Annotated in this window: 27 protein-coding genes; 1 reads left to right on the top strand and 26 read right to left on the bottom strand. The window is 38.5% G+C overall.

Annotation, left to right across the window (positions count from 1 at the left end; genetic code table 11):
- The first annotated feature begins 108 nt into the window (after positions 1-108).
- Positions 109-1,209, top strand: a complete 1,101-nt coding sequence (locus IGI50_RS03600) for a M24 family metallopeptidase (protein WP_438776177.1) — start codon at positions 109-111, stop codon at positions 1,207-1,209.
- Positions 1,210-1,277: 68 nt separating this feature from the next.
- Here the strand turns inward: IGI50_RS03600 and IGI50_RS03595 are convergent, their stop codons facing one another.
- The 26 genes from IGI50_RS03595 to prfB form a co-directional block, all read right to left on the bottom strand.
- Entirely contained in the window at positions 1,278-1,766 is a 489-nt protein-coding gene (locus IGI50_RS03595) for a helix-turn-helix domain-containing protein (protein ID WP_218256781.1), read from the bottom strand.
- A 111-nt stretch (positions 1,767-1,877) separates the two neighbouring features.
- Positions 1,878-2,444, bottom strand: a complete 567-nt coding sequence (locus IGI50_RS03590; protein WP_218256780.1) for a YtxH domain-containing protein — start codon at positions 2,442-2,444, stop codon at positions 1,878-1,880.
- A 2-nt stretch (positions 2,445-2,446) separates the two neighbouring features.
- A complete protein-coding gene (locus IGI50_RS03585) occupies positions 2,447-2,884 on the bottom strand; it encodes a DUF948 domain-containing protein (RefSeq protein ID WP_010746701.1) in 438 nt (145 codons plus the stop codon).
- Between the two features lie 118 nt (positions 2,885-3,002).
- A complete protein-coding gene (locus IGI50_RS03580) occupies positions 3,003-3,563 on the bottom strand; it encodes a TetR/AcrR family transcriptional regulator (protein WP_010746702.1) in 561 nt (186 codons plus the stop codon).
- Between the two features lie 165 nt (positions 3,564-3,728).
- Entirely contained in the window at positions 3,729-4,622 is an 894-nt protein-coding gene (gene galU / locus IGI50_RS03575; protein WP_010746703.1) for a UTP--glucose-1-phosphate uridylyltransferase GalU, read from the bottom strand.
- A gap of 20 nt (positions 4,623-4,642) precedes the next feature.
- Positions 4,643-5,662, bottom strand: a complete 1,020-nt coding sequence (locus tag IGI50_RS03570; RefSeq protein WP_438776176.1) for an NAD(P)H-dependent glycerol-3-phosphate dehydrogenase — start codon at positions 5,660-5,662, stop codon at positions 4,643-4,645.
- A gap of 135 nt (positions 5,663-5,797) precedes the next feature.
- Positions 5,798-6,628 carry a prolipoprotein diacylglyceryl transferase gene (gene lgt / locus IGI50_RS03565; RefSeq protein ID WP_438776175.1) on the bottom strand — a complete coding sequence of 277 codons (831 nt, stop codon included), beginning with the start codon at positions 6,626-6,628 and terminating at the stop codon, positions 5,798-5,800.
- A gap of 1 nt (position 6,629) precedes the next feature.
- The gene (gene hprK / locus IGI50_RS03560) at positions 6,630-7,565 is read right to left on the bottom strand and encodes an HPr(Ser) kinase/phosphatase (RefSeq protein ID WP_010746706.1); all 936 of its coding nucleotides are present in this window, start codon (positions 7,563-7,565) and stop codon (positions 6,630-6,632) included.
- A 205-nt stretch (positions 7,566-7,770) separates the two neighbouring features.
- Positions 7,771-8,133 carry a phage holin family protein gene (locus tag IGI50_RS03555; protein ID WP_010746707.1) on the bottom strand — a complete coding sequence of 121 codons (363 nt, stop codon included), beginning with the start codon at positions 8,131-8,133 and terminating at the stop codon, positions 7,771-7,773.
- On the bottom strand, positions 8,133-8,450 hold the full coding sequence (locus IGI50_RS03550) for a PspC domain-containing protein (protein ID WP_010746708.1): 318 nt from the start codon (positions 8,448-8,450) through the stop codon (positions 8,133-8,135). Before IGI50_RS03550 ends, IGI50_RS03555 begins: the two co-directional genes overlap by 1 nt.
- A gap of 25 nt (positions 8,451-8,475) precedes the next feature.
- Entirely contained in the window at positions 8,476-10,026 is a 1,551-nt protein-coding gene (gene liaX, locus IGI50_RS03545) for a daptomycin-sensing surface protein LiaX (protein ID WP_438776174.1), read from the bottom strand.
- Positions 10,027-10,208: 182 nt separating this feature from the next.
- Positions 10,209-10,886 (bottom strand): phosphate signaling complex protein PhoU, encoded by a 678-nt coding sequence (gene phoU / locus IGI50_RS03540; RefSeq protein ID WP_010746710.1) that lies wholly within the window; start codon positions 10,884-10,886, stop codon positions 10,209-10,211.
- Between the two features lie 127 nt (positions 10,887-11,013).
- A complete protein-coding gene (gene pstB, locus IGI50_RS03535) occupies positions 11,014-11,769 on the bottom strand; it encodes a phosphate ABC transporter ATP-binding protein PstB (RefSeq protein ID WP_010746711.1) in 756 nt (251 codons plus the stop codon).
- A gap of 17 nt (positions 11,770-11,786) precedes the next feature.
- Positions 11,787-12,587, bottom strand: a complete 801-nt coding sequence (gene pstB / locus IGI50_RS03530) for a phosphate ABC transporter ATP-binding protein PstB (RefSeq protein ID WP_010746712.1) — start codon at positions 12,585-12,587, stop codon at positions 11,787-11,789.
- Positions 12,588-12,642: 55 nt separating this feature from the next.
- Complete coding sequence (gene pstA, locus IGI50_RS03525) at positions 12,643-13,530, bottom strand: phosphate ABC transporter permease PstA (RefSeq protein WP_010746713.1); 888 nt, start codon at positions 13,528-13,530, stop codon at positions 12,643-12,645.
- Positions 13,523-14,455, bottom strand: a complete 933-nt coding sequence (gene pstC / locus IGI50_RS03520; RefSeq protein WP_010746714.1) for a phosphate ABC transporter permease subunit PstC — start codon at positions 14,453-14,455, stop codon at positions 13,523-13,525. The genes pstA and pstC overlap by 8 nt, the downstream gene beginning before the upstream one ends.
- A 258-nt stretch (positions 14,456-14,713) precedes the next feature.
- Positions 14,714-14,911, bottom strand: a complete 198-nt coding sequence (locus IGI50_RS03515) for a helix-hairpin-helix domain-containing protein (RefSeq protein ID WP_255212356.1) — start codon at positions 14,909-14,911, stop codon at positions 14,714-14,716.
- Between the two features lie 63 nt (positions 14,912-14,974).
- Positions 14,975-15,367: a VOC family protein gene (locus IGI50_RS03510; protein ID WP_438776173.1), complete on the bottom strand. Its 393-nt coding sequence runs from the start codon at positions 15,365-15,367 to the stop codon at positions 14,975-14,977.
- Positions 15,368-15,434: 67 nt separating this feature from the next.
- The gene (locus IGI50_RS03505; RefSeq protein ID WP_438776172.1) at positions 15,435-16,157 is read right to left on the bottom strand and encodes a helix-turn-helix domain-containing protein; all 723 of its coding nucleotides are present in this window, start codon (positions 16,155-16,157) and stop codon (positions 15,435-15,437) included.
- Between the two features lie 140 nt (positions 16,158-16,297).
- Positions 16,298-17,146 (bottom strand): phosphate ABC transporter substrate-binding protein PstS, encoded by an 849-nt coding sequence (locus IGI50_RS03500; RefSeq protein ID WP_280640435.1) that lies wholly within the window; start codon positions 17,144-17,146, stop codon positions 16,298-16,300.
- Positions 17,147-17,289: 143 nt separating this feature from the next.
- Positions 17,290-18,738: a cardiolipin synthase gene (gene cls / locus IGI50_RS03495; RefSeq protein WP_438776171.1), complete on the bottom strand. Its 1,449-nt coding sequence runs from the start codon at positions 18,736-18,738 to the stop codon at positions 17,290-17,292.
- Between the two features lie 60 nt (positions 18,739-18,798).
- Positions 18,799-19,236, bottom strand: a complete 438-nt coding sequence (locus IGI50_RS03490; protein ID WP_438776170.1) for a GNAT family N-acetyltransferase — start codon at positions 19,234-19,236, stop codon at positions 18,799-18,801.
- A 42-nt stretch (positions 19,237-19,278) separates the two neighbouring features.
- Entirely contained in the window at positions 19,279-19,599 is a 321-nt protein-coding gene (locus IGI50_RS03485; protein ID WP_222226484.1) for a DMT family transporter, read from the bottom strand.
- Between the two features lie 285 nt (positions 19,600-19,884).
- Entirely contained in the window at positions 19,885-20,769 is an 885-nt protein-coding gene (gene ftsX / locus IGI50_RS03480) for a permease-like cell division protein FtsX (protein WP_438777564.1), read from the bottom strand.
- Positions 20,762-21,451, bottom strand: coding sequence for a cell division ATP-binding protein FtsE (gene ftsE, locus IGI50_RS03475; RefSeq protein ID WP_010746723.1), 690 nt, complete (start codon positions 21,449-21,451; stop codon positions 20,762-20,764). Before ftsE ends, ftsX begins: the two co-directional genes overlap by 8 nt.
- A gap of 97 nt (positions 21,452-21,548) precedes the next feature.
- A protein-coding gene (gene prfB, locus IGI50_RS03470; RefSeq protein WP_218256769.1) for a peptide chain release factor 2 occupies positions 21,549-22,659 on the bottom strand; the annotation gives its coding sequence in 2 pieces (ribosomal slippage) (positions 21,549-22,586 and positions 22,588-22,659; 1,110 coding nt in all).
- Between the last annotated feature and the right edge of the window lie 111 nt (positions 22,660-22,770).

The following is a 22,770-nucleotide window of genomic DNA, read 5'->3' as shown; positions in this document are numbered from 1 at the left end:
TTACACATTTTTCCTTAAAATTCTGTAAGCGTTTTATCAGAATCATTTTTCAATAAATTTTATTAGTGTTACAATCAATATAACGCCAAAAGAAAGAAGGATGCTTTAATGAACCAAGAAAAAGTTTTAGAACTACGAAAATGGATGCAAAAAAATGAGGTTGATTTGGCTTATGTTTCAGATGCGAGCCACATCGGTTATTTCTCCGGCTTCGATAGCAACCCGATGGAACGTGTATTGGCATTGTTCATTCCACTTGAAAAGGATCCATTTTTATTTGCGCCCGGCTTAGAAGTTGAAGATGCAAAAGCCAGCAGTTTTGAATATGATGTCGTTGGTTATCTAGACAGCCAAGACCCCTTCACGCTCATTGTTGAGGAAATTAAAAAACGTTATGGAACACCAAAAAGAATTGCATTAGAAAAAAATCAGTTAGTCCTTGATCGTTATCTACGCTTAAATGAAGCTTTTCCATCCGCCGATTTTTCAGCTGACTTGACCCCACTCGTTCAGGAACTACAGTTATATAAGACCGAAGAGGAGTGCCAACGCTTGATCGAAGCTGGCTCTACAGCAGACTTAGCTTTTGAAATTGGGTTTAGACATGTGAAACCAGGTGTAACTGAAGAAGAGATTGTTGCAGAGATTGAATATGAATTAAAGAAAAAAGGGATTAAACAAATGTCCTTCCCTACAGAAGTTTTGGCAGGACCTAACGCAGCCAGTCCACATGGTTCACCAGGTAAAAATACATGTAAGGAAAATGAACTTGTTTTATTCGATCTCGGTACGATTGTTAACGGCTATTGCAGTGATGCGACCCGCACAGTTGCTTGTGGAAAACCGACAGATCATCAAAAAGACATCTACAACATCGTTTTAGAGGCACATATGGCTGCGATGAATGCTGTAAAACCAGGTGTAACCTGTGGGCAATTAGATAAGCTTGCCCGAGATGTCATCGAAAGTCATGGCTATGGTGAGTATTTCAATCATCGTTTAGGCCACGGAATTGGAACAACGATTCATGAATTCCCACAAATCGTCGGCGGAAATGATCTGGAAGTTAAAGAAGGCATGTGCTTCTCGATTGAACCTGGCATTTACTTACCAAACGACGTCGGTGTTCGAATCGAAGATTGCCTTTATGTAACTAAAGACGGCTGTATTCCATTCACCACAACATCAAAAGAATTAATTACTTTATAGAAAATAAAAGCAGGTATCCATCTCTAATGTGAATGGATACCTGTTTTGTTCCTATAACATAAAATACTTCATTCCTGATGATTATCTACCACTTGCTTTTCATTAAAAAAATATCCGCTAACACTAAAATAGGCCAGCATTATCACTATTAAAAACAAATAGAATACTGTGTCTTTAAGTGAATGCAAGTACCACAATGAAAAAGCCAAAATAATTGGCAATAAAACAAAACGAGCCCATGGCTGTTTCCAATTACGACGAATCGCGATCCATAAAAAGCGTAAGGGTAAAAATAAAATGCCAAACAATACTAAACCAAAGAACCATTGAACTTTTTTCAAAAAATATTCCTCCTTCTCCTTTTTCGAAGAGGACTCTTCCGCAAATTGAATATCCAGGACTCTCTCTAAACCTTTTTTAGAAATCGCATCTGGAACGCTCTTTCCTAATTCCCATTTTGAAATAGTTTGTCTTGTAACATAGATTTGATCGGCCAATTGCTGTTGAGTCATCTTCAATTCTTCTCTTTTTGAACGAATACGTTTGCCTAATTCCAATTTCGTTACACCTCAATTATTGATTATTATGTTTAAAGATTACAGCAATATCATGCGTTGCGCACGCAATGGCATAAAAAATAGCCCTTAAATGCTAAGGGCTACGTTGGTTTATTCCGGATTATTTTTTTCCACTTCTTCTTTCAGTTCTTCCTTGACTTCAGCAAAATCGGGCTTATCCTTACTCAACTCTTCTGATTTATCAGCTAGAGCCGCTGCTCCTTCAGACACGGTTTCTTTTGCGTCTTCCTTTGTTTCCTTTACATCGATTACGATATCTTCTGAAGCATCTTCTGCTACGTCCTTCGCCTCACTCGCTGCCTTGCGGAAACGATCCGACAAATCAGAGCTTTGACGTTTCAAATCTTCCAAGGTATCCGTCGTAATATCATCCATGTCATCCATAGAATCATTTACTTTTCCCTTCACATTTGACGCTAAGCCACTTGCTTGTTCACTTAAATCAGAAGCACGATCTTTTACGATCGACCCCATTTCGCTAGTCTTCGCAACGAAATCATCCGTATAGTCAGAAGCGACATCTAACCATTCATCTGTCTTTTTCGCTAAATCCTCACGCATTTCTTTTCCTGATTTTGGTGCTAATAATAAAGCAACTACTGCTGCAGCCGTTCCACCAATCAAGGCGCCTGCTAAAAACTTTCCGTTTTTTGACATTCCTATCCCTCCGTTTTTGTGGTAGTTTTACGATCTCTAAAGAATTTCATCGTTGTCGCGCCAACTTTTCCTGCGACACTTGCTTTTGCTGCATTTTTACTAACTCCACCGACTTTTCCAGCTAAGTTACGGCTAGTAGTATTCAAATCAGAAACACTCTGACTCAAATCAGCTACCGCCGTGAATAATGGATCAATCGTTTCAACTTTACCGTTAATATCATTCAACAGATGATTGCCCTTTACCAACAATCCTTCTACTTGTTGCATGAGTAAATCTACATCTTTGGTAAGCACATCAATCGTTGTATTGGCCTCTGTTACCGTCGTTTCAACCTTTTCAACTGTTTTTGAAACTTGGCTTAAAACACGTACTAAGAATATGACCAAAACAACAAATGCAAGTGCTGCTATAATTGCTGCAATGCCACCTAAACTCATTCAATCACTCCTCCCATTGTTCTCTCATTATGCTAACTTAAATTATACCATTCTCATAGAAATTAATGAAAGAGAAAGAGTTATAATCTGTGCTAATTAAAAAGATCCCTCAATATAATCATTGAGGGACTTTCGTAAAGTTTTGCAGAATACCATTATAGATAATCTCTAAATCACTAATCAAATCAGTCTCGTTAAAATTATTTTCAGTGAACCCATCTGCATGACCGCGAAAATAGTTTGTCATTACTCGCTCCACTTGAAGAATTTCCTTATCTGTCAGTTCACATTCTGAAAAAATTCGCTCAAAGGCAGCTCTTAGAAAAACAGCAATGCTTTTTTCATAAGAGTCTATGTACTCTTTTTCATAAAAAACAGTATAAAACGCGTTTTTATTTTTGGCAAAGTCAGCCCAAGTTTTTCCTAGTTCGATAAAAGCGCAAAGATTCGCTCTGCCTAACAATGAATCTACTAATTGTTCGCGAAAATCCTCCATCGCTCGTCTAACTACCGCTTGTCGTAATTCTGTCACACTTCCTGTATGCGTATACAACGAAGGAGACTTAACATCCAACCGATCAGCAATTTTATTTAGTCTTAACCCATTAATACCTGATTCATAAACTAGGTCCATCGCGCATGCTATAACGATTTCTTTATTTAAACGGGAAGTTTTCATTCATTCTCCTTTTCAATGTCGTTATTTTCAAAAAATATTATATAACGAAATTACTAATTTTTTCTATTCGTTATATTGATAATTAGCATTTAAAAAACAAATAATTCGTTTATATAAAATAACTAATAATATAAAAAGCGCAGACTCAAATCTGCGCTTTGAAAATTATTTTTTTGTTTTATTTTGTCCACTTAATTCTTTGCCTAAGCTGATAATATACTCACGTAGATTATCCTTAATTTCAGGATGTTTCAAACCGTATTCGATACTTGTTGTCATAAATCCGAATTTATCACCAACATCATAGCGAGTTCCGCTAAACTCGTGAGCAAACACTCTTTGAGTTTTATTTAGCGTATCAATCGCATCAGTTAATTGAATTTCATTTCCTGCACCTGGCTTTTGCGTAGCTAATACATCAAAAATTTCAGGCGTTAACAAGTAACGTCCGATAATAGCTAAATTACTTGGCGCTTCTTCTGGTTTTGGTTTTTCAACAAAGTTCTTCACATTGAATAACCCTTTAGAAACCTCTTCACCTGGATTGATGATCCCGTATTTTGACGTTTCTTTTTCCGGCACACGCATCACTGCGATTGTTGCAGCATGTGTTTGTTCATAATCATTCATTAATTGTTTCGTTAATGGCACACGGTCTTCCATCAAATCGTCACCAAGCATGACAACAAACGGTTCATTGCCAACAAATGCACGAGCCTGTAAAACTGCATGGCCTAATCCTTTAGGATGTGATTGACGAATGAAGTGTAAATTAACATCGGTAGTTTCCTCTACAAGCTTCAATAAATCTGTTTTCCCTTTTTCTTGCAAGTTCATTTCTAGTTCAATGTTTGCATCAAAATGATCTTCGATTGGTCGTTTAGCTTTTCCAGTTACGATTAGAATATCTTCAATTCCAGATTTCAATGCTTCTTCAACGATAAATTGAATCGTTGGTTTGTCTACGATAGGCAACATTTCCTTTGCCATCGCTTTTGTAGCTGGCAAAAATCTTGTTCCCAGCCCAGCAGCTGGAATAACGGCTTTTTTTACTCGCATAATTGTCCCACTCTTTCTATTTATTCTAAAGTAAATTCATTTTCAAACGTACCTTCACGTGTCATTAATTCACGACAAGCCTGACGCACGTCTTTATCGTTGTATAAAACCTCATAGATTGTTTCAGTTATCGGCATACTTACATTCATGCTATCGGCCAGTTCTTTTGCCGCTTTAGTGGTTGAAACACCTTCCACGATCATGCCCATATTATCTAATACTTCATCAAGTTTGTGGCCTTTGCCTAAAAGATTTCCTGCACGCCAGTTTCTCGAATGGACTGATGTACAAGTAACAATCAAATCACCTACACCGCTTAACCCAATGAAAGTCAATGGATTAGCACCCATGGCTACTCCCAAACGACTAATTTCAGCTAAACCACGTGTCATAATTGCTGCCTTTGCATCATCCCCATAAGAAAGTCCATGCAATGCACCCGCACCTAAAGCGATGATGTTTTTCAATGCTGCACCGGTCTCAACGCCAATAACATCTGGATTTGTATAAATTCTTAGATAATCGTTCATAAACAGCTTTTGGACATAAGTTGCTAAAGCTTCATCCTTGCAGGCAGCAGTGATTGTTGTAATGTCATGTACTGCTACTTCTTCAGCATGGCTTGGTCCAGAAAGTACGACTACACCTTGACGATGTTCCTCTGGGATCTCCTCAATTAGGACTTCCGAAATCCGTTTGTGGGTATCTTGTTCTAATCCTTTACTAGCATGAATAATTACTGGTTTGTTCTCGGCAACTTGAGCAAATTCCTGTGCAACGGATCGAATCGCCTTTGTTGGAACAACAAACAGAACTGCATCCGCATCTTTCACAGCATTTTTTAGATTTTTTTCACCCTTAATGCTTTCGGGAATTTTCAGGTCTGGTAAGTAATGGCGATTCGTGTGGTACGTATTGATTTCATCAATTTGCGCCTCATGATTTCCCCAAAGTCTTACTTCATGTCCATTTTCAGCCAAAACTTGTGCTAATGCTGTTCCCCAAGAGCCTGGTCCTAAAACTGCAACTTTTTGCTTCACAGAGATTTCCTCCTATTTTATATTAAGGTATTTATTCTTCTAAGAAAATAAATACGCTTATCTATCTACTAAATGTGACACATTTAAAAATGTTTTTCCTTTACTATCATAGCATATCTAACTACCCTCTCGTTCTTAAATTAGAGCCTGATTAGTTCCTTTATCCCGCTCGTACAGCTTGATATCCGTACGTTTTTTTCGCCGATAATAAAACAGAAAAAGTCCTCCGGCAAAAAGAATGAGCGACAACACTTGAGAAACACGAATTCCTCCAAATGCGTATAAGCTGTCTGTCCGCATACCTTCAATAAAGAAGCGACCAAAACTATACCAAATTACATAACTTAAAAAGAGTTCTCCTCGTTTAACCGACAATTTTTTTCGAACAATTAAAATCAAAATGAATCCTAACAAGCTCCACATTGATTCATAAAAAAAGGTAGGTTGACGAAAGGCACCATCAATATACATATTATTGATGATAAATTGCGGCAAGTGTAACCCCTCTAAAAATTGACGCGTTGTTTCTCCGCCATATGCCTCATGGTTTGTAAAATTCCCCCAACGTCCCATCGCTTGTGCCAGCATGACACTTGGTGCGACAACATCTAAGAAGAGCCATGGATCAATAAAGTGATGACGCGTATACACAATCAAAACAATCGCTGCCGCAATCAATCCGCCATAGATCGCTAAGCCACCACTACGTGTATTAAAAATCTGTATTGGATCTGCCAGATATGGCTCTAAATCAAACAAGATATAATACAGGCGCGCACCAACAATGGCAATCGGCAGTGCCCAGAGAATGAAATTCGTCATATCATCTTCTTTTAAACCGACTCTCAATGCCTCACGATTCGCAAGCCATAAAGCGATGGCAATTCCAGAAACAATAATAATCGCGTACCAATAAATTTGAAGACCAAACAATTCAAAGGCCGTGCGATTTATCTGCCCAACCATTTTATTGGCCCGAGTTTTCTTCGATTAATTGGGTTAAACGATCTTCAAAGGTCTTCGTAGCATCGTACCCCATTGTGCGAGCCCGGAAATTCATCGCTGCTACTTCAATAATAATAGCGACATTCCGACCAGTCTTCACAGGAATCTTTACTTGCGGGATTTTTACTTCCGCGATCTCTACATCGGTATTTCCACTACCTAAGCGATCATATTTTTTGTCTTTCGACCAATTTTCTAAATAGACCACTAGTTGAAGCGGCATAGAGCCTCTAACTGCACTTGCTCCAAATAGATTCATCACATCGATTATACCGATTCCGCGGATCTCGATTAAATGCTGTAAAATCTTAGGCGGCTCACCAATTAAAGTCAATTCATCTTGCTGATAAACGTCTACTCGATCGTCCGCGATCAATCGGTGACCACGCTTGACCAGTTCTAACGCCGTTTCACTCTTACCAATTCCACTGTCTCCTTGAATCAAAACACCCAATCCATAAACATCCACTAATACGCCATGAACGCTGGTGCGAGGTGCTAATCCGCCATTTAAAAAACTAGAAATCTCACCTAATAGTCGCGAGGTTGAGATTGGAGAGCTTAATACTGGAATGTTGCGTTCACTAGCTGCTGTGATCATCTCTTTCGGCGGTGTTAATCCTCGCGAAACGATGAAAGCAGGTGTATCATCACTACACATACGTCGCAAAACCATCAGCCGTTCCTCAGGCATCATGCGCTCCGCAAAGGTGATTTCTTTATTCCCAAAAAGTTGTAACCGATCGTGTGAATAATAGTTAAAATAGCCGGTCAGCTCTAACCCTGGACGAGAAATATCGCCGGTAGTAATGACCCGCTCAAGACTTTCTTCATCACCAGTTACTACTTCCAATGATAATTTATCAACTAGTTCTTTTACTTTTACTGTTTCAGCCATTTAATCCCTCTTTTCTACACTTCCGCTCTATTTTATCATTTTATCAATGGAGTGACTAGGTTCAGACTACTTCTCCCTTAAGAATCAAAAAAGGCTTCATAAAATATTAATGAAACCTTACTTTGATAGGTATCTTAAACTAAAGAGAGTCGCTTTAACTATCAATCCAAACAAAACTTGCACAAAAAAAACGGATAGGTTAAATTTACCTATCCGCGTATTTGTCGATATTATGATCCGAAACGATCGCATTGACAATCGCCATGACGACAGCCACTAAAACTGAGACGGCAAAGCTAGAAAAGCCAAAACGATAATTTCCTAATAAGTTGGAAGTCAATTGCAGCATACCAGCGCTAATCACAAAACTGAACAGTCCGAGAGTTAAAATATTTAACGGCAGTGAAAGCAAAATCAATATAGGTTTCACTAATGTATTTAATATTGATAGGACAAAGCTTGCAGCAATAGCCATCGTCAGACTTTCCACATAAACATGCGTGGGAAAGAGCACCGATAGTGAAATAAAAATCAGTGAGTTAGCTATTAAGCGCTGTAGGTAAGTCATTAAAAGTCGCTCCAGTCATCATCGTCGATTTTGTCCGCTTTCTTACGTTGGCGGGACGCTTTTTTCTCATAGTTGTTGTAGTCGTTGTTTCCGTAGTATGGATTATTATGTCCATAAGAGTCCCGGCCTCTTGGGGCAGCAGGAATCACTAATGCTAACAAGACATATAGTACAACCGGTGCGCCGATTAAGCCGAAACTTAAGAAAACATAAATCACACGCACGATTGTTGGATCAATCCCGAAGTATTCGGCGATCCCGGCTAAGGTACCTGTCAGTACCACATTGTTTCGTGACTTTTGTAATCTCTTTTGCATATGAATCTTCCTTCCTTATTATTTCCTAATTGTCAAAATCTTTCAAGAAAATACTACCTGTCGTCGTTGACACATCAATCTTCGCCATTTCATCGGCTACTCGACGGAATTGCAACAAGCGATTTGTTTTTTCTTTTTTCTCTCTAATTACTTCATAGTCTGATAAACGATCATTGATGCTGCCAAGACTCGTTTTAGCCAAGCCTTCTAAACCAATCGTTTTTCCTACCGAAACTTTAACGTTCCCATTGACTGAGCTTGCTTTGATCTTTTGCAGGCTGTCATGACCAGCAGTTAATTTCACATCGCCATTGACTAATGAGATGCCATAATTTTGAATCGCTGCTTTCGTAGTGATATTTCCGTTAACCGTTTCAATAATCGAATCTAAAATCGCGCCTTCGCGAATTTCGATATTGCCGTTAACACCTTGAATTTCAAGCATCGTTGCATCAATCTGCTTAAAGGTAATATTGCCGTTTGTTGATTTGGCATATACATCTTTGGCATCCATTTCTTCAACGACCAAATCCCCATTTAATAATTTAACCGCTACATGATCGTACGTACGTTTTGGCAAGTAGAAGACTAATTCTGCTTGAACCCGCTTATTTGGAATTTGGAATGAAATATGTTCATCATTTACTTCGATCTGACTGCGCTCCATCAATGATTGTAATGGTGTAGCTTCATTCATTTTACCATAAAGTTTGATTTTCGCATCTACTTTGATGGCAGCGTCATCCCATGCCTTTAAGGTCACTTTACCATTTGCTAGTTTAATATCAAGCAAGGTAGGTTCAACATCTGTATATAAAAATTGATGTTCAAATTTAGATGTAACGAGACCGGGAACTTTTACGTTGAAATCTTTCCAATCAACATTTTCTTCTACCGTATCAGAAACAGTTTTCCAAGTTTTTTTCATTAAACGACCTAGTTGAATGCCGGCTTCACCCAGTTTTTCACCAACTTGCGAGAACGTTTCGCTAGCTTGATCCTTTAAATCGTCTGGAATTTCGATATGAGCATATACACGTTTTTTGCGATTTTCTTTTTGATCGTTTTGTACATTGCTCAATTCTTCTTCTTGCTCTTCCACTTGTTCTTCTAATTCTGAGATTTGTTCTTTAAGACCACTAATTGCTTCTTCGACAGCTGCTCGGATGTCATCATCCGCTTCTGACAAAGTATCCAATTCTTCTTTTGTATCTAACTCCATCAAAACTTCTTCTTTTTCGTGAAGCACTGCTTTTAATTCATTCTTCTTTTGGTTAATTTCATCAATATGAGCAGAAATTTGATTGACTTCTGTTGCTAAGTCATCAAAATAAGCTTCTAGGTCTTCTAAGTCCTGTTCATCAGACCCTTTTGCTTTTTCTTTGTCTGCCCCATCTTCCCATTCATCAACTAAATTAGTTGCTTGGTCACGGTGGTAAGAATCCACTTTATCTGCAGCTTGTTTAATCTGCGCTTCATCCTTCGCCTTAGCCATGCTTTCTAATAAATCTAAACCTTCTTCAGTCGATAAAATACCTTTTTTAACTAATTCCAAAATTCGTTGTCTTTCATTCATAGAAATTGCCTCCTTCAAAAAGCAAATACATTACTTTTGTTTACATTCATATTATGCAATGTTTTTATCGGTTTGTCATAGGACTAAAGACCCATCTTTTCATCCAACTTCCTTAAGAGTGAAGTTTCTTCCTATTTAAATATAGAAAAAACCAGTTAGATTATTCTAACTGGTCATTTGCTTTAGAAATTTTCATTACGATTGCTGTTCAATTCAGTGATCTTGCCGGTAGCTAAGTAAACGATCCACTCACAAATGTTCGTCACATAATCGCCAACACGTTCCAAGTAACCAGCAACATGTAGATAATCCGTTCCACTAATGATGGTATCCGATTCTTTTTCCATCGTGTTTGTTGTCATATCGTAGATTTTTTGGAAGTAATCATTTACTCGTTCATCCATTTTGGCAATCATACGCGCATCTTTTTCATCTGTTTTGACATAAGCAACCAACACGTTGTCCACCATTTTTTTCACATAATTAGACATCTCGTTGATTTCTTTTTCAACTTCTAAAATTCGCGGTAACCCTTTTAAGCGAATCGTTGATTTTGCCACAGAGACGGCATGATCACCCATTCGTTCTAGATCTGAGCTGGCCTTCATGATTGTTATGATCGTACGCAAATCTGTCGTAACAGGCTGCTGTAATGCAATCATTTCAAAACTTTTTTTCTCTAAACGAACTTCCATATCATTGATTTCAATATCATGGTCAATGACCTCTTGCGCGAGTTTTTTATCATGATCAATATATGATCGTACTGATTTGTGCACTGCACTTGAAACCATCATACCCATTTCATAAAACTGATTGTGGAGATTTAATAGATCTTCTTCAAATTGTGTACGTAACATCGTTGCCCTCCTTTTCAAATGATAGAATAATGCTTATTCTACCTTTAAACCATGTATTCTCCTACTCATTTTTTGGGGGAGTTAACATTCTTTATGTGCTTAGCAAAAAACTATAAGTTCTTTATAATTACCCAAATTTACCAGAGATGTAATCTTCCGTTTCTTGTTTAGCCGGATCTAGGAAAATTTTCTTTGTCTTATCGAATTCAATCAATTCTCCTTGAAGAAAGAATGCCGTACGATCAGAGATGCGTGATGCCTGTGACATATTGTGCGTCACGATGATGATCGTATAATTCTCTTTTAACTCTAAAAGCATATTTTCGATTTTACCTGTTGATACAGGGTCCAAAGCACTCGTCGGCTCATCCATAAGAATAACTTCAGGATTAACTGCTAATACCCGAGCGATACAAACCCTTTGCTGTTGTCCGCCAGATAATGACAACGCACTTTCATGCAATTTATCTTTCACATCGTTCCAAACGGAAGCTGCTTTTAAGCTCTCTTCCACAACTTGATCAAGTTTGTTCTTATCCTTTTCCCCTTTTAATTTTAACCCATAAATGACGTTCTCGTAAATCGAAAATGGAAATGGATTCGGTTGTTGAAACACCATCCCGATTTCTTTACGCAGTTCCACAGTGTCAGTTTTGGGACTATAGATGTCTTTGCCTTTATACACGACGCTTCCTGTAATAGTCACTCCAGGGATCAAATCATTCATGCGATTCAACGAACGCAAATAGGTTGATTTTCCACAGCCAGATGGGCCAATCATCGCTGTGATCTCGCCTTTTTCAATCTCCATATCAATACCTTTTAGGGCTTCCTTTTTACCATAATATAAATGAAGGTCTTTGGAAGTAATAATCTTCGACATTTAATTTCCTCCGTCTCTTAGCCAAAGTGTCCTGATACATAATCTTCAGTGGCTTGTATTTTCGGCCGTGTAAAGATTTTTGTCGTTTCATCATACTCAATCACATGCCCTAAATAAAAGAAAGCAGTATAATCACTAATCCGCGCCGCTTGCTGCATATTATGTGTCACAATAATAATCGTATAATTTTCCTTCAATTGGACCAATGTTTCTTCAACCGTTCCTGTCGAGATAGGGTCCAAAGCGCTAGCAGGCTCATCCAATAATAAGATATCAGGCTTCATTGCAATTGCCCGCGCAATACACAAGCGTTGCTGTTGACCTCCCGAAAGAGCCAATGCGCTCTTGTCTAGATTATCCTTGACTTGATCCCAAAGCGCCGCTTGCTTCAAACTAGTTTCAACGATTTCTTCCAGTTGATGCTTATCCCGCATACCATGCTGTTTTAAAGCGAAAGTAATATTATCTCGAATCGATTTGCTAAAAGGATTGGGGCGCTGGAACACCATCCCGATTCGCTTGCGCATTTCATAAACATCAATATTAGATGCGTTGACATCGACATCTTTGTACATGATTTTCCCCGTCACACTGGCGCTGGCAATCCCATCATTCATACGATTCAATGAACGCAGATAGGTTGATTTCCCACAACCAGAAGGACCGATTAATGCAGTGATTTTATTTTTTTCAAACTCCAGATCAACACCCTTGATGGCTTCGTTACTGCCATAATAAACATGTAGATCTTCTGTATGCAACGCAATTTCACCAGGCATGCTGATAATATTACGTTCCTCCCAATTGTATTCTTTCATCGAATTTCTCCTAGTTTAGTCTGATAGTACAATTATTCTATGAAAATCAGAATTCTCATGCTGAAGTCATTTTTCTATGAAGTCGTTTCCCGATTGCTCGAGCACCAAAATTAAATAGTAAAACGGCTAAAATTAAGACCGCAGAGGCTCCAGCAGATACAGCTGTTCCATCTGGCATCGTTCCTTCTGTATTGATTTTCCAGATATGCACAGCCAATGTTTCTGCTTGTCGGAAAATACTTAGCGGACTAGATACACTTAATGGATTTAAATTAGTGAAATCTAATGCAGGTGCACTTTGACCTGCGGTATAAATCAAGGCCGCCGCTTCTCCGAAAATTCGACCTGAACTTAAAATGACTCCCGTTAAAATCCCTGGAAGAGCGTCTGGCACAACAATTTTTGTGACGGTTTCCCAACGTGAAAGGCCTAAAGCTAATCCCGCTTCACGCTGAGTATAATGAATCGCTCGCAAGGATTCTTCAATATTTCTTGTTAGCAAAGGCAAGTTAAATAAGGTCAATGCCAATGCACCGGAAAGAATAGAAAAGCCATAGCCAAATTGAATAACAAAAATCAAGAAGCCAAACAAACCGACCACTACTGAAGGCAATGAGCTCAAAATCTCAATCGATGTCCGAATGACATTCGTTACCCAATTTTTCTTGGCATATTCAGATAGATAAATCCCTGCTCCAAGAGAAATTGGTAAGCTGATAATCATCGTAATCAATAGGAGATAAACAGAGTTGAATAGTTGAATACCAATCCCACCACCCTTTTGATACGCTTTTGAGGGTGAAGTTAAAAATTCCCAAGACACATGTGGTAACCCACGAATCAAAATGTACAGTAAGAGAAAGGCTAAAATTGCCACAATTAAGCCAGAAACAATATATAGAACAGCTGTGGCGATTTTATCCGCGCGTTTTGCTTTATCCATTTGTTATCTCCCCTTTCTTTCCAATATAGCGAATCAAAATATTGAAAACTAAAGACATGAATAATAGGATCAACGCTAACGACCATAAGACATTATTTTCAACGGTTCCCATGATTGTATTCCCTATACCCATCGTCAAAATTGAGGTCAATGTTGAGGCAGGGGTTGTCAAGCTTGTTGGCATTAACGCCGCATTCCCGATAACCATTTGGATGGCTAATGCTTCTCCAAAAGCACGTGCCATACCAAAAACAACCGCCGTCAAAATACCTGGTACAGCTGCCCGCAGCACTACTTTATAAATCGTCTGCCAACGTGTTCCTCCTAAAGCTAATGAGGCCTCTCGATAGTGTCGGGGAACAGATTTTAGTGTATCTACCGTCATTGTGGTAACAGTCGGTAAGATCATTACAAATAAAACAAATGTCCCTGACAAAATACCAAACCCAGTTCCGCCAAATACTGAACGAATAAAAGGAACGATAACCGTTAAACCAATAAATCCATAAACAACCGAAGGGATTCCCACCAATAATTCAATCACTGGCTGTAAAAATTTCTGTCCCTTGTTCGGTGAAATTTCTGTCATAAAGACTGCCGCACCAATTGCAAATGGTGTCGCTACAATTGCTGATAGAAAAGTTACCATGAATGATCCTAAAATCATCGGCAATGCTCCAACTAATGGCTTACCATCCGGTCCTGTCGCACTAGGATTCCAAACGGTCCCAAATAAGAAATCAAATACATTGATTTTATCTACAAAAAAGGTTGATAACCCTTTGCTTGCTACAAAATAGAAAATCGCTCCTACGACAAGCACGATTAACGCGATACAAACGAAACTAACGAAACGTCCTCGTTGTTCAATTCTCGCACGCTTTGATTTCGTCGTCAGTGCTTTTTTTACATCTTCATTTTCCAAGGCCTGCTCCTCCTGCTTCTTCAAACTAGTACATTCGTTTTTTTACAAACCAACAAAATCATTTTACCTGTTAAAAATCAATTTCTTTTTAATCTCCTGTAACGCTTCCATGACATTTGTAAAGAAAGTGTAAACCAGATTAGAGATTTTCCGCAACAGAATTGCCTATCAACACAGATTTGATTGAGAAGCTAGAGCAGATCATTTATAAATAAAGATAAAAAACAGTGTTCCCTGATGAGAACACTGTTACTCTGTTTAATCATTTTTCCAATTCCACCAATTTTGCTTACCTGAGGGCAACTTTCCGTCATTTTCAGCATAATATACTGCTAATTGATACACATACAACGCACAGAGATCAACATTTTTTTCCTGAACCATACAATCTCTTAGATAAATTTCTTCTGGAACTTGTTTTTTTAGTGACTGAATATCAGGATAGCCAGCCCTGATTAAATATTACGCCATCTTTTCTCCCACACCCGGAATTTTCTTTAAATGACTTTCCATCACTGATTACTCTTCAGTATGTTCAGTGAAAGTCAACACATAACCATCTGGATCTGTAATCGCAAATTCTTTTGAACCATAGAATGTTGTATGCGTTTCTGTATAAATTGGATAGGATTTTTTTATCGCGATATAAAAGTCTTCAAAGTTTTCTATCGTAATGTAGAGCGTGATTGAGGGCTGAATCTTCTCTGTCGCCAAAATTGGATATTCTTCGCCTAAATTATTTTTTTCTTGTAGCATCAGAGTAACTGAATCTTTTCCAAGTATCGCAAACTGTAATTCTTGATTTTTAGCTGGAACAGAAGCCACGACTTCAAATCCAAGGATCTCTTGATAAAAGTTGACTGAAGTATCCACACTTTCCACCATTAAATTCATTGTTATATTTTTGTACATTTAAACCGCCTCCTTATTTATATTCTTATTCTAGCAAGGGGCAAAGCACATTTATTGTAAAAATACGTCATTCTTTATAACGGCTAACTAATTCTAACGGAGTGATTCCCAAATGTTGTTTAAAATCCTTATTAAAATGGGGTTGGTCATAATAGTTCGTTACGGTCAAAATATCCGTTGGTCTTGCCTGTTCTGAAGTCAAAATAGTTAAGCAGCGCTGAAAGCGTAAAATACTTAGGACCATTTTAGGTGTTAAGCCAAAACTTTTTGCAAATACACGCTGGCACTGTCGAGGACTCAAAAAAAGGTGCTCATATAACTCTTTCGCCGTCTGAGGGATTTTATCAGAAAGCATTGGAAACAGTTGTGTACACTCATTTGCTTTCTTTCCTTCAAATTTTTCTATTAGATAGGCTCGAAGGATTAATTGAGCCTCGTCAAAGGATGCTGAAAAAAACTGTTCTATGTCAAAATCTTTAAAAACGTCCTGCATCAGAACATAATCATCCATTGCTCTTGTAGCGGGGAGTTCAGTCAATTGATAAAAAGCTCCTGGCATCATTCGCGCACCAAAAAAGCGAGCAGGCGTCTGAATGTCATACTCAAAATCAGTTTTTTGATTTCCAGTGAAGAAGAGCATCTTTTGATCGTAATCCGCGATTAGATCAATACACCCATCCGCGATAATCACATTTTTTATCTGAGTTTGTTCGTTAGTTTTTGGAGACATTTGCCAAAAACAAATGATAAACTCACTACATTCAGGAACAATCTTTTCATGGTAACTCATCACACGAGTGAAATCTTTATTTAAAACAAAAGGTAATTGAATCGGTTAGTACATCTTTCTTCCTCCTCACTGTATACTAATCCACCTAACGAATAGAAGCGAAAAAGGACACAGAAGCAAATCCGTGTCCTACTAACATTCTATTTTATTTCATTTCCTTGCCAGTCTCTTTCAACCTTCATATCCGAGATTGGAATATAGCCAAGTTGTGGAACCACTTTTTCCTGAACCTCTTTTGAAAGCATGTAATCCAAAAAATCTTTGACTAATTCTTTAGGCTGTCCTTTAGTATACATGTGTTCATAGGCCCAGATCTTCCATTGATTCGTTGTCACATTCTCATCTGTAGGTTCGATATTATCAATATTCAACGTTTGGATCTCTTTCGTCACGTAAGAAAAAGCAGTATAACTGATCGCTCCTGGTGTATCCGCGACAATTTGACGGACCATCCCACTGGAGTCCTGCTCCTGTGCGCGAATAGCCGTCTTGCCATCTAGTACCCACTGCTCAAAGGTTGAGCGCGTACCACTTCCAGATGCCCGATTTAGAATAACAATCTCTTGATCTTTTCCACCGACATCCTTCCAATTTGTAATTTCACCTAAAAAGATCTTACGCAGATCCTCTAACGAAATATTGGTTACGCCGACTCCTTTATTCACAATCGGAGTAATCCCGACAACAGCCACTTTATGATCAACGAGTTTCTTCGCATCAATCCCATTTTTCTCTTCGGCAAACAAATCTGAATTGCCGATATCGACAGCCCCTGATTGTACCTGGCTTAATCCTGTACCGCTTCCGCCGCCTTGGACATTGATAAATCTGCCGGGATTTTTACTTTGATACTCTTCCGCTACTGTTTCGACCAAAGGCTGCAAAGCAGAAGAGCCGACAGCAGTGATTGACTCACCACGATCAATCCATTTTGAACAACCAGACAAGAGCAAAAGTGTACCTAATAGGGGAATTAACCATTTCTTCATGAAAAATCTCCTCATTCATTTTTAAGTATTCATTTTTCAAAAGCGAAAAGATGAACTAGCATCCTTAGTCATTCGTCATTATTTGACTCACTAAACAAGCTAGTTCATTTTATACTATCAAACCATGTAAGCGCAAATGATTTTTACAAGAGTGGAGAAATCAAACGAGCAATGCCTTCTTTAAACTTGATCAATGTCCCGCGTTGGTCATACTTTTCTTGCGTCAATAGCTCCGATTTCATTGAATCCTTATGAATTTCTTCTCGCAGCTCCTCTGCAAATGCAGCATCATAAACGATGGTATTTACTTCAAAATCCAATTTGAAAGAACGAACATCGATATTTGCCGAACCTACCGAAGCAATTCCACCATCAATGACCATTGTTTTTGCATGAATAAAACCATTTTCGTATGTTTCAATAATTGCACCATACTCCAGTAACTCAGCTGCAAAAGAGTATGTTGCCCAATAAACGAGGATATGATCTGGCTTATTCGGTATTTGCATCCGTACCTTTACGCCAGAAAGAAGTGCCAGTTTCAAGGCCTCGTGAATTGGTGCATCAGGAATATAATACGGTGTCTGAATCAAGATTTCTTTTTTTGCTAGGTTAATCATTTTTAAATAGGTCAGTTTGATTTGTTCATGTTCGCTATCAGGTCCGCTGCTGACAATTTGCAACGCTAGTTTTCCTTCAGATTCAATCTCAGGAAAATAGTCCGGCTGATAGACGAGATCATGTTTCTGCTGAGAATTCCAGTCCATCAAAAATCGATTCTGCAAAGTATACACGGCTTGTCCGTGAATCCGAAGATGGTTGTCTCGCCAATAACCAAATTTTTCCACCAAGCCAAGGTACTCATCACCGACATTGAATCCTCCGGTATATCCAATTTCACCATCTATCACAACAATTTTTCGATGATTACGATAATTCATTCGCGGATTTAAATAAGGCAGAAATAGTGGAAAGAAAAACTCTACTTCGCCTCCTAATTCGATCAAAGGGTTAAGAAAACGGCGATTGACTTGCGTAGAACCCCAGGCATCTAAAAGTAATCGTACTTTTACGCCTCGAGATGCCGCTTCTACTAACGCTGCTCGAACCTCTAGTCCAAGATCATCTGCTCGATAAATATAGTATTCCATATGGATGTGATATTTCGCTCGCTTGATGTCTTCAAGCAAAGCATCAAACTTTTTACGACCATCTGTATAAAGTTTAACCTCATTATTCGTCGTATATAAAGAACTTTCGAACATCGTCAGCATATAAATCAATTGTCGCGGGTCTACTTGATTGGTCGTTGGTTTTGGAAAAAGTCCGCGATCTAAAGCTCGCTGCTGTTGCTGTAGTTCAACATTCATACCAATTTTGGTCTGCATCTTCAAATCGAAAATGCGCTCTTTAGAAATTCCCTTACCAAAGAAAATATATAACACAAAGCCTAGTACAGGAATAAAGGTTAAAACTAATAACCATGCCCAAGTGTTGACTGTATCCTTTCGTTCACGAAAAACAATAATGAAAGATAAAATGGTGTTGATAATCAAAAATAATAGCCCTAAGTGTCCTGTCACAAATGACATGCCTCCACACTCCTTCTTCTAAAGGATAGCCGAGAAAAAGTTAATTGTAAACAATGTGCCTTAACCATTTTTTTTATTTTGTAAAAGCATCTCAATATGAGGGATTTCGTCTTCCAAGTAAACATCAGAAGTTTGTTCAAAACCGAAAGATTGATAAAATGCCACTAAATAGGCTTGTGCCGAAATGACCACAGGTTGATTGGGATAACGCTTCTCAATTTCCCGTAAGGTCTTCTCAACGATTTTCCTTCCTAGTTGCTGATCACGATATTTTTTTACTACTAAGACACGACCAAAATGAATGATTTTCTCTTCCTCTATAATTCGCGCGTAAGCCTGCAACTCCCCGTTTTCTTCTATACAGATATGTACAGCTTTACGATCCGCTTCATCAACTTCTTGATAGGGACACTTTTGCTCAACGACAAATACGGCCGTACGGGCCTGTAAAATTGTTAACAGTTCCTGTGTTGTTAATTCATCAGTTGTTTTAATCATGAGCGCCTCCTGCTTTTTTTAACAGTTTAACGTACTTTTTGCTTAATGTCCGCTAGTAACCTTAATTCCTATGATTCCAACTACTAAGAGAACCACAAAAAAGCTAGTCAAAATCGTTAAATGATCCTTAAAGAAGAATACACCAATCAAAATCGATCCTACTGCTCCAATACCTGTCCATATTGGATACGCCAAACTCATAGGTAATGAATGAAGTGACTTTGATAAAAAATAAAAACTTGCAATCATACCGACTATTGTTAATAGAGAATAGTTTAATTTACTAAATCCTTCACTCATTTTCATCATTGTGGCCCAAAACATCTCGAATACTCCTGCTACTATTAATGATACCCATGCCATAATAATTCTCCTCCAAAAATAGATTTTTCTACTATCACGCAGACCGAACACTTTAATTGCTTTAACGATTTCGCTAAATCCTCCATATCCCAAAAAAATCGTTAATAAATGACAACAAAAAAAGGGCGTCCAATTTCTTCTATGACCTAACGAAATTGGCTCCCTTGCTCGGTAGCGTTCTACTAATTTGACTTCTATCCTAGTACCTTTTATTGAAAAAGGCAAGAAACAAGTATTATTTTGAAACAAAAAAACTTCCCCGAAAAAAACGGAGAAGTTTACGCTTTAAATTTTTAGGAAACGACGCATTGAAATGACTGATCCTAAAGAACCAATCAAATAGCCGCCGAGTGCCATTGTGATATCTAAAATCCATACAATTTGACTTGGGCGTAGCAGAGCAAGATTAGACTGTAATAAATATGGCGCTGCTAAACCATAAACCTGAGAATACCCATAAGTTAATACTAAAATTGGTACGATTGACCCAATCAAACCGATCCAGCCACCTTCAAGAAAGAACGGCCAGCGGATATATCCATTCTTAGCACCCACTAAACGCATAATTTGTATTTCTGTTTTTCGTGAAATAATCGTGATTCGAATCGTATTAGAAATAAGGAAGATTGCTACAAAAATTAATAACGCAGCTGCTGCCAACCCCCACGTACGAACAACTTTAGACATTTGAATAATTCTGTCTGCTGAATTTCCACCATAATTTGCACGGAACACATTCGGCAACTGACTCGCTTCACGTGTCACAGGACGGATATATTGTGCATCAGTCGCACTAACTACATACACGTCATAAAGCGGATTGCTGTCTCCTTCGAACAAATCCCAAGCATCGCCCATCTGTGCTTGTAATTTTTTCAATTGATCTTGCTTGCTGGAGAAAGAAACTTTGTCCACATGTTTGATATCTTGTAGTTCAGACTTCAATTCTTTTAGTTCTTTATCTTTAGTACCGATATCGACAAAAACAGTCACTTCAACATTTCCCTCAACATCTTGTGCTAATTTCGTCGCATTCATTATAACAGCTAGGAAGATTCCCGCCATTGTCAGTGTAATCGTCACGGCGCTGACAGAGGCTAATGTCATCCAGCCATTCCGCTTAACGCTCTTGATACTTTCCAACAAATGTCGGAAGAAATTTCTAATCATCAAACTCGTATTCTCCTTCCGCTTCGTCTCGAACGATCAAGCCATTTTCAATTGCGATTAAGCGATGGCGCATTGTATCCACAATCGTTTTATTATGTGTCGCCATCACTATAGTTGTTCCTTGGTTATTGATTCGTTCTAACAGATGCATGATTTCCCAAGAAGTATCAGGATCCAAATTACCCGTTGGCTCATCAGCAATCAAAACTTTGGGGGTATTTACAATTGCACGTGCAATTGAAACACGCTGCTGTTCACCACCAGATAATTCACTAGGAAAGACACGGACTTTGTGTTTTAAACCGACAAGGTCCAACACTTCCATAACACGTTTTTTGATGTCTCGCGGTTTACGCCCAATTACTTGCATTGCATACGCGACATTTTCATAAACTGTCTTACGGGGCAACAATTTAAAATCTTGGAAAACAACGCCTACATCGCGACGCAGATAGGGAACATCTTTATTCTTGATTTTTAATAAATCATGACGGGCAACATCTAAAATTTTTCCGGAAGTTGCCTTTTCTTCACGGTACATCAACTTGATGAAGGTAGATTTTCCACTACCAGAGGGACCAACGACATAGACAAACTCACCCTGTTCGATACGGACTGAAATCCCACGGACAGCAGTTGTCTTATTAGGATATTTTTTTGTTACATCCTGCATTTCAATCATGCTTTATCTCTCCAAATCCTCTTAAATTCTTTGTTATTATAGCATGCCAACATTGCAACTGGCTTTCATTACTTTACAATTTGATTTCATTTTATTCTTAAGCCTCTTGTGCCAAGCGCCATTTTAGATAAGCATCAATAAAAGGATCCAATTCTCCATCCATTACTGCTTGAACATTCCCAGTTTCGTAGTCCGTACGATGGTCCTTCACCATCGAGTAAGGGTGGAAAACATAAGAACGGATTTGAGAGCCCCATCCGATTTCTTTTTGTTCACCGCGTAAAGCAGCAGCTTCTTGCTCTTTTTTTTCAATTTCTAATTGATAGAGCTTCGCCTTCAACATTTGCATTGCGGTCTCACGGTTATGAAATTGCGAACGCTGTGCCTGACTCGCAACCACGGTCCCAGTTGGTAAATGGGTAATCCGCACTGCTGAAGAGGTTTTGTTAATATGCTGTCCACCAGCACCACTTGCACGATAAACATCGACCTTCAAATCATCTGGATTAATCTCAACTTCAATATTTTCATCCAACTCGGGCATTACTTCGACAGAGCAAAAAGAAGTATGGCGTCGGCTAGCAGAATCAAATGGAGAAATACGCACCAAACGATGCACTCCTTTTTCAGATTTCAAGTACCCATAAGCATTTGTTCCCTTGATCATCAATGTAACACTCTTAATTCCAGCTTCGTCACCTGACTGATAATCAATCGTTTCAACTGAAAAGCCATGTTGTTCAGCCCAACGAGTATACATCCGCAAAAGCATCGAACCCCAGTCCTGAGACTCTGTTCCACCCGCTCCAGGGTGAAGCTCTAAAATCGCATTATTCTTATCATAGGGCTCATCTAACAAAAGCGACAATTCAAAGCTGGCAATTTTTTCTTGTAGTTGAACTAATCGTCCTTCTAACTCCGTTTGCAGTTCAGCATCAAAATCTTCCTGCTGCATTTCCCACATAACATTTAATTCTTCGTACTCATCTGCTATAGCTTGAAACTGATCATAGGTTTCTTTGGCAGTATTGTTACGATTAATCAAAGCCTGAGCCTTTTCTGAATCATCCCAAAAGTCTGGAGCAGTCATTTGATTTTCTGCTTCTGCAATATCTTCTTCTAGCTGCTCTAGGTCAAAGAGACCCCCTGAAGCTTGTGACTTGCTCTTGCATAGAGTCTAACAAATTTCGTATTTCTGCATTTTCCAAATCTATTCCTTCTTTCTCACGAGTTAACTTCACCCGCAAAACCAATAATTTCAACGAATTAATCTATAGTATACGATTTTTTCCGTTAATTCTCAAAAAACACTCGATGTC

This window comes from Enterococcus sp. DIV0170 (assembly GCF_051710765.1).
Classification (GTDB): Bacteria; Bacillota; Bacilli; order Lactobacillales; family Enterococcaceae; genus Enterococcus_A; species Enterococcus_A raffinosus.
Note: the sequence above shows the minus strand (reverse complement) of the source record. Positions and strands in the feature narration are given on the sequence as shown.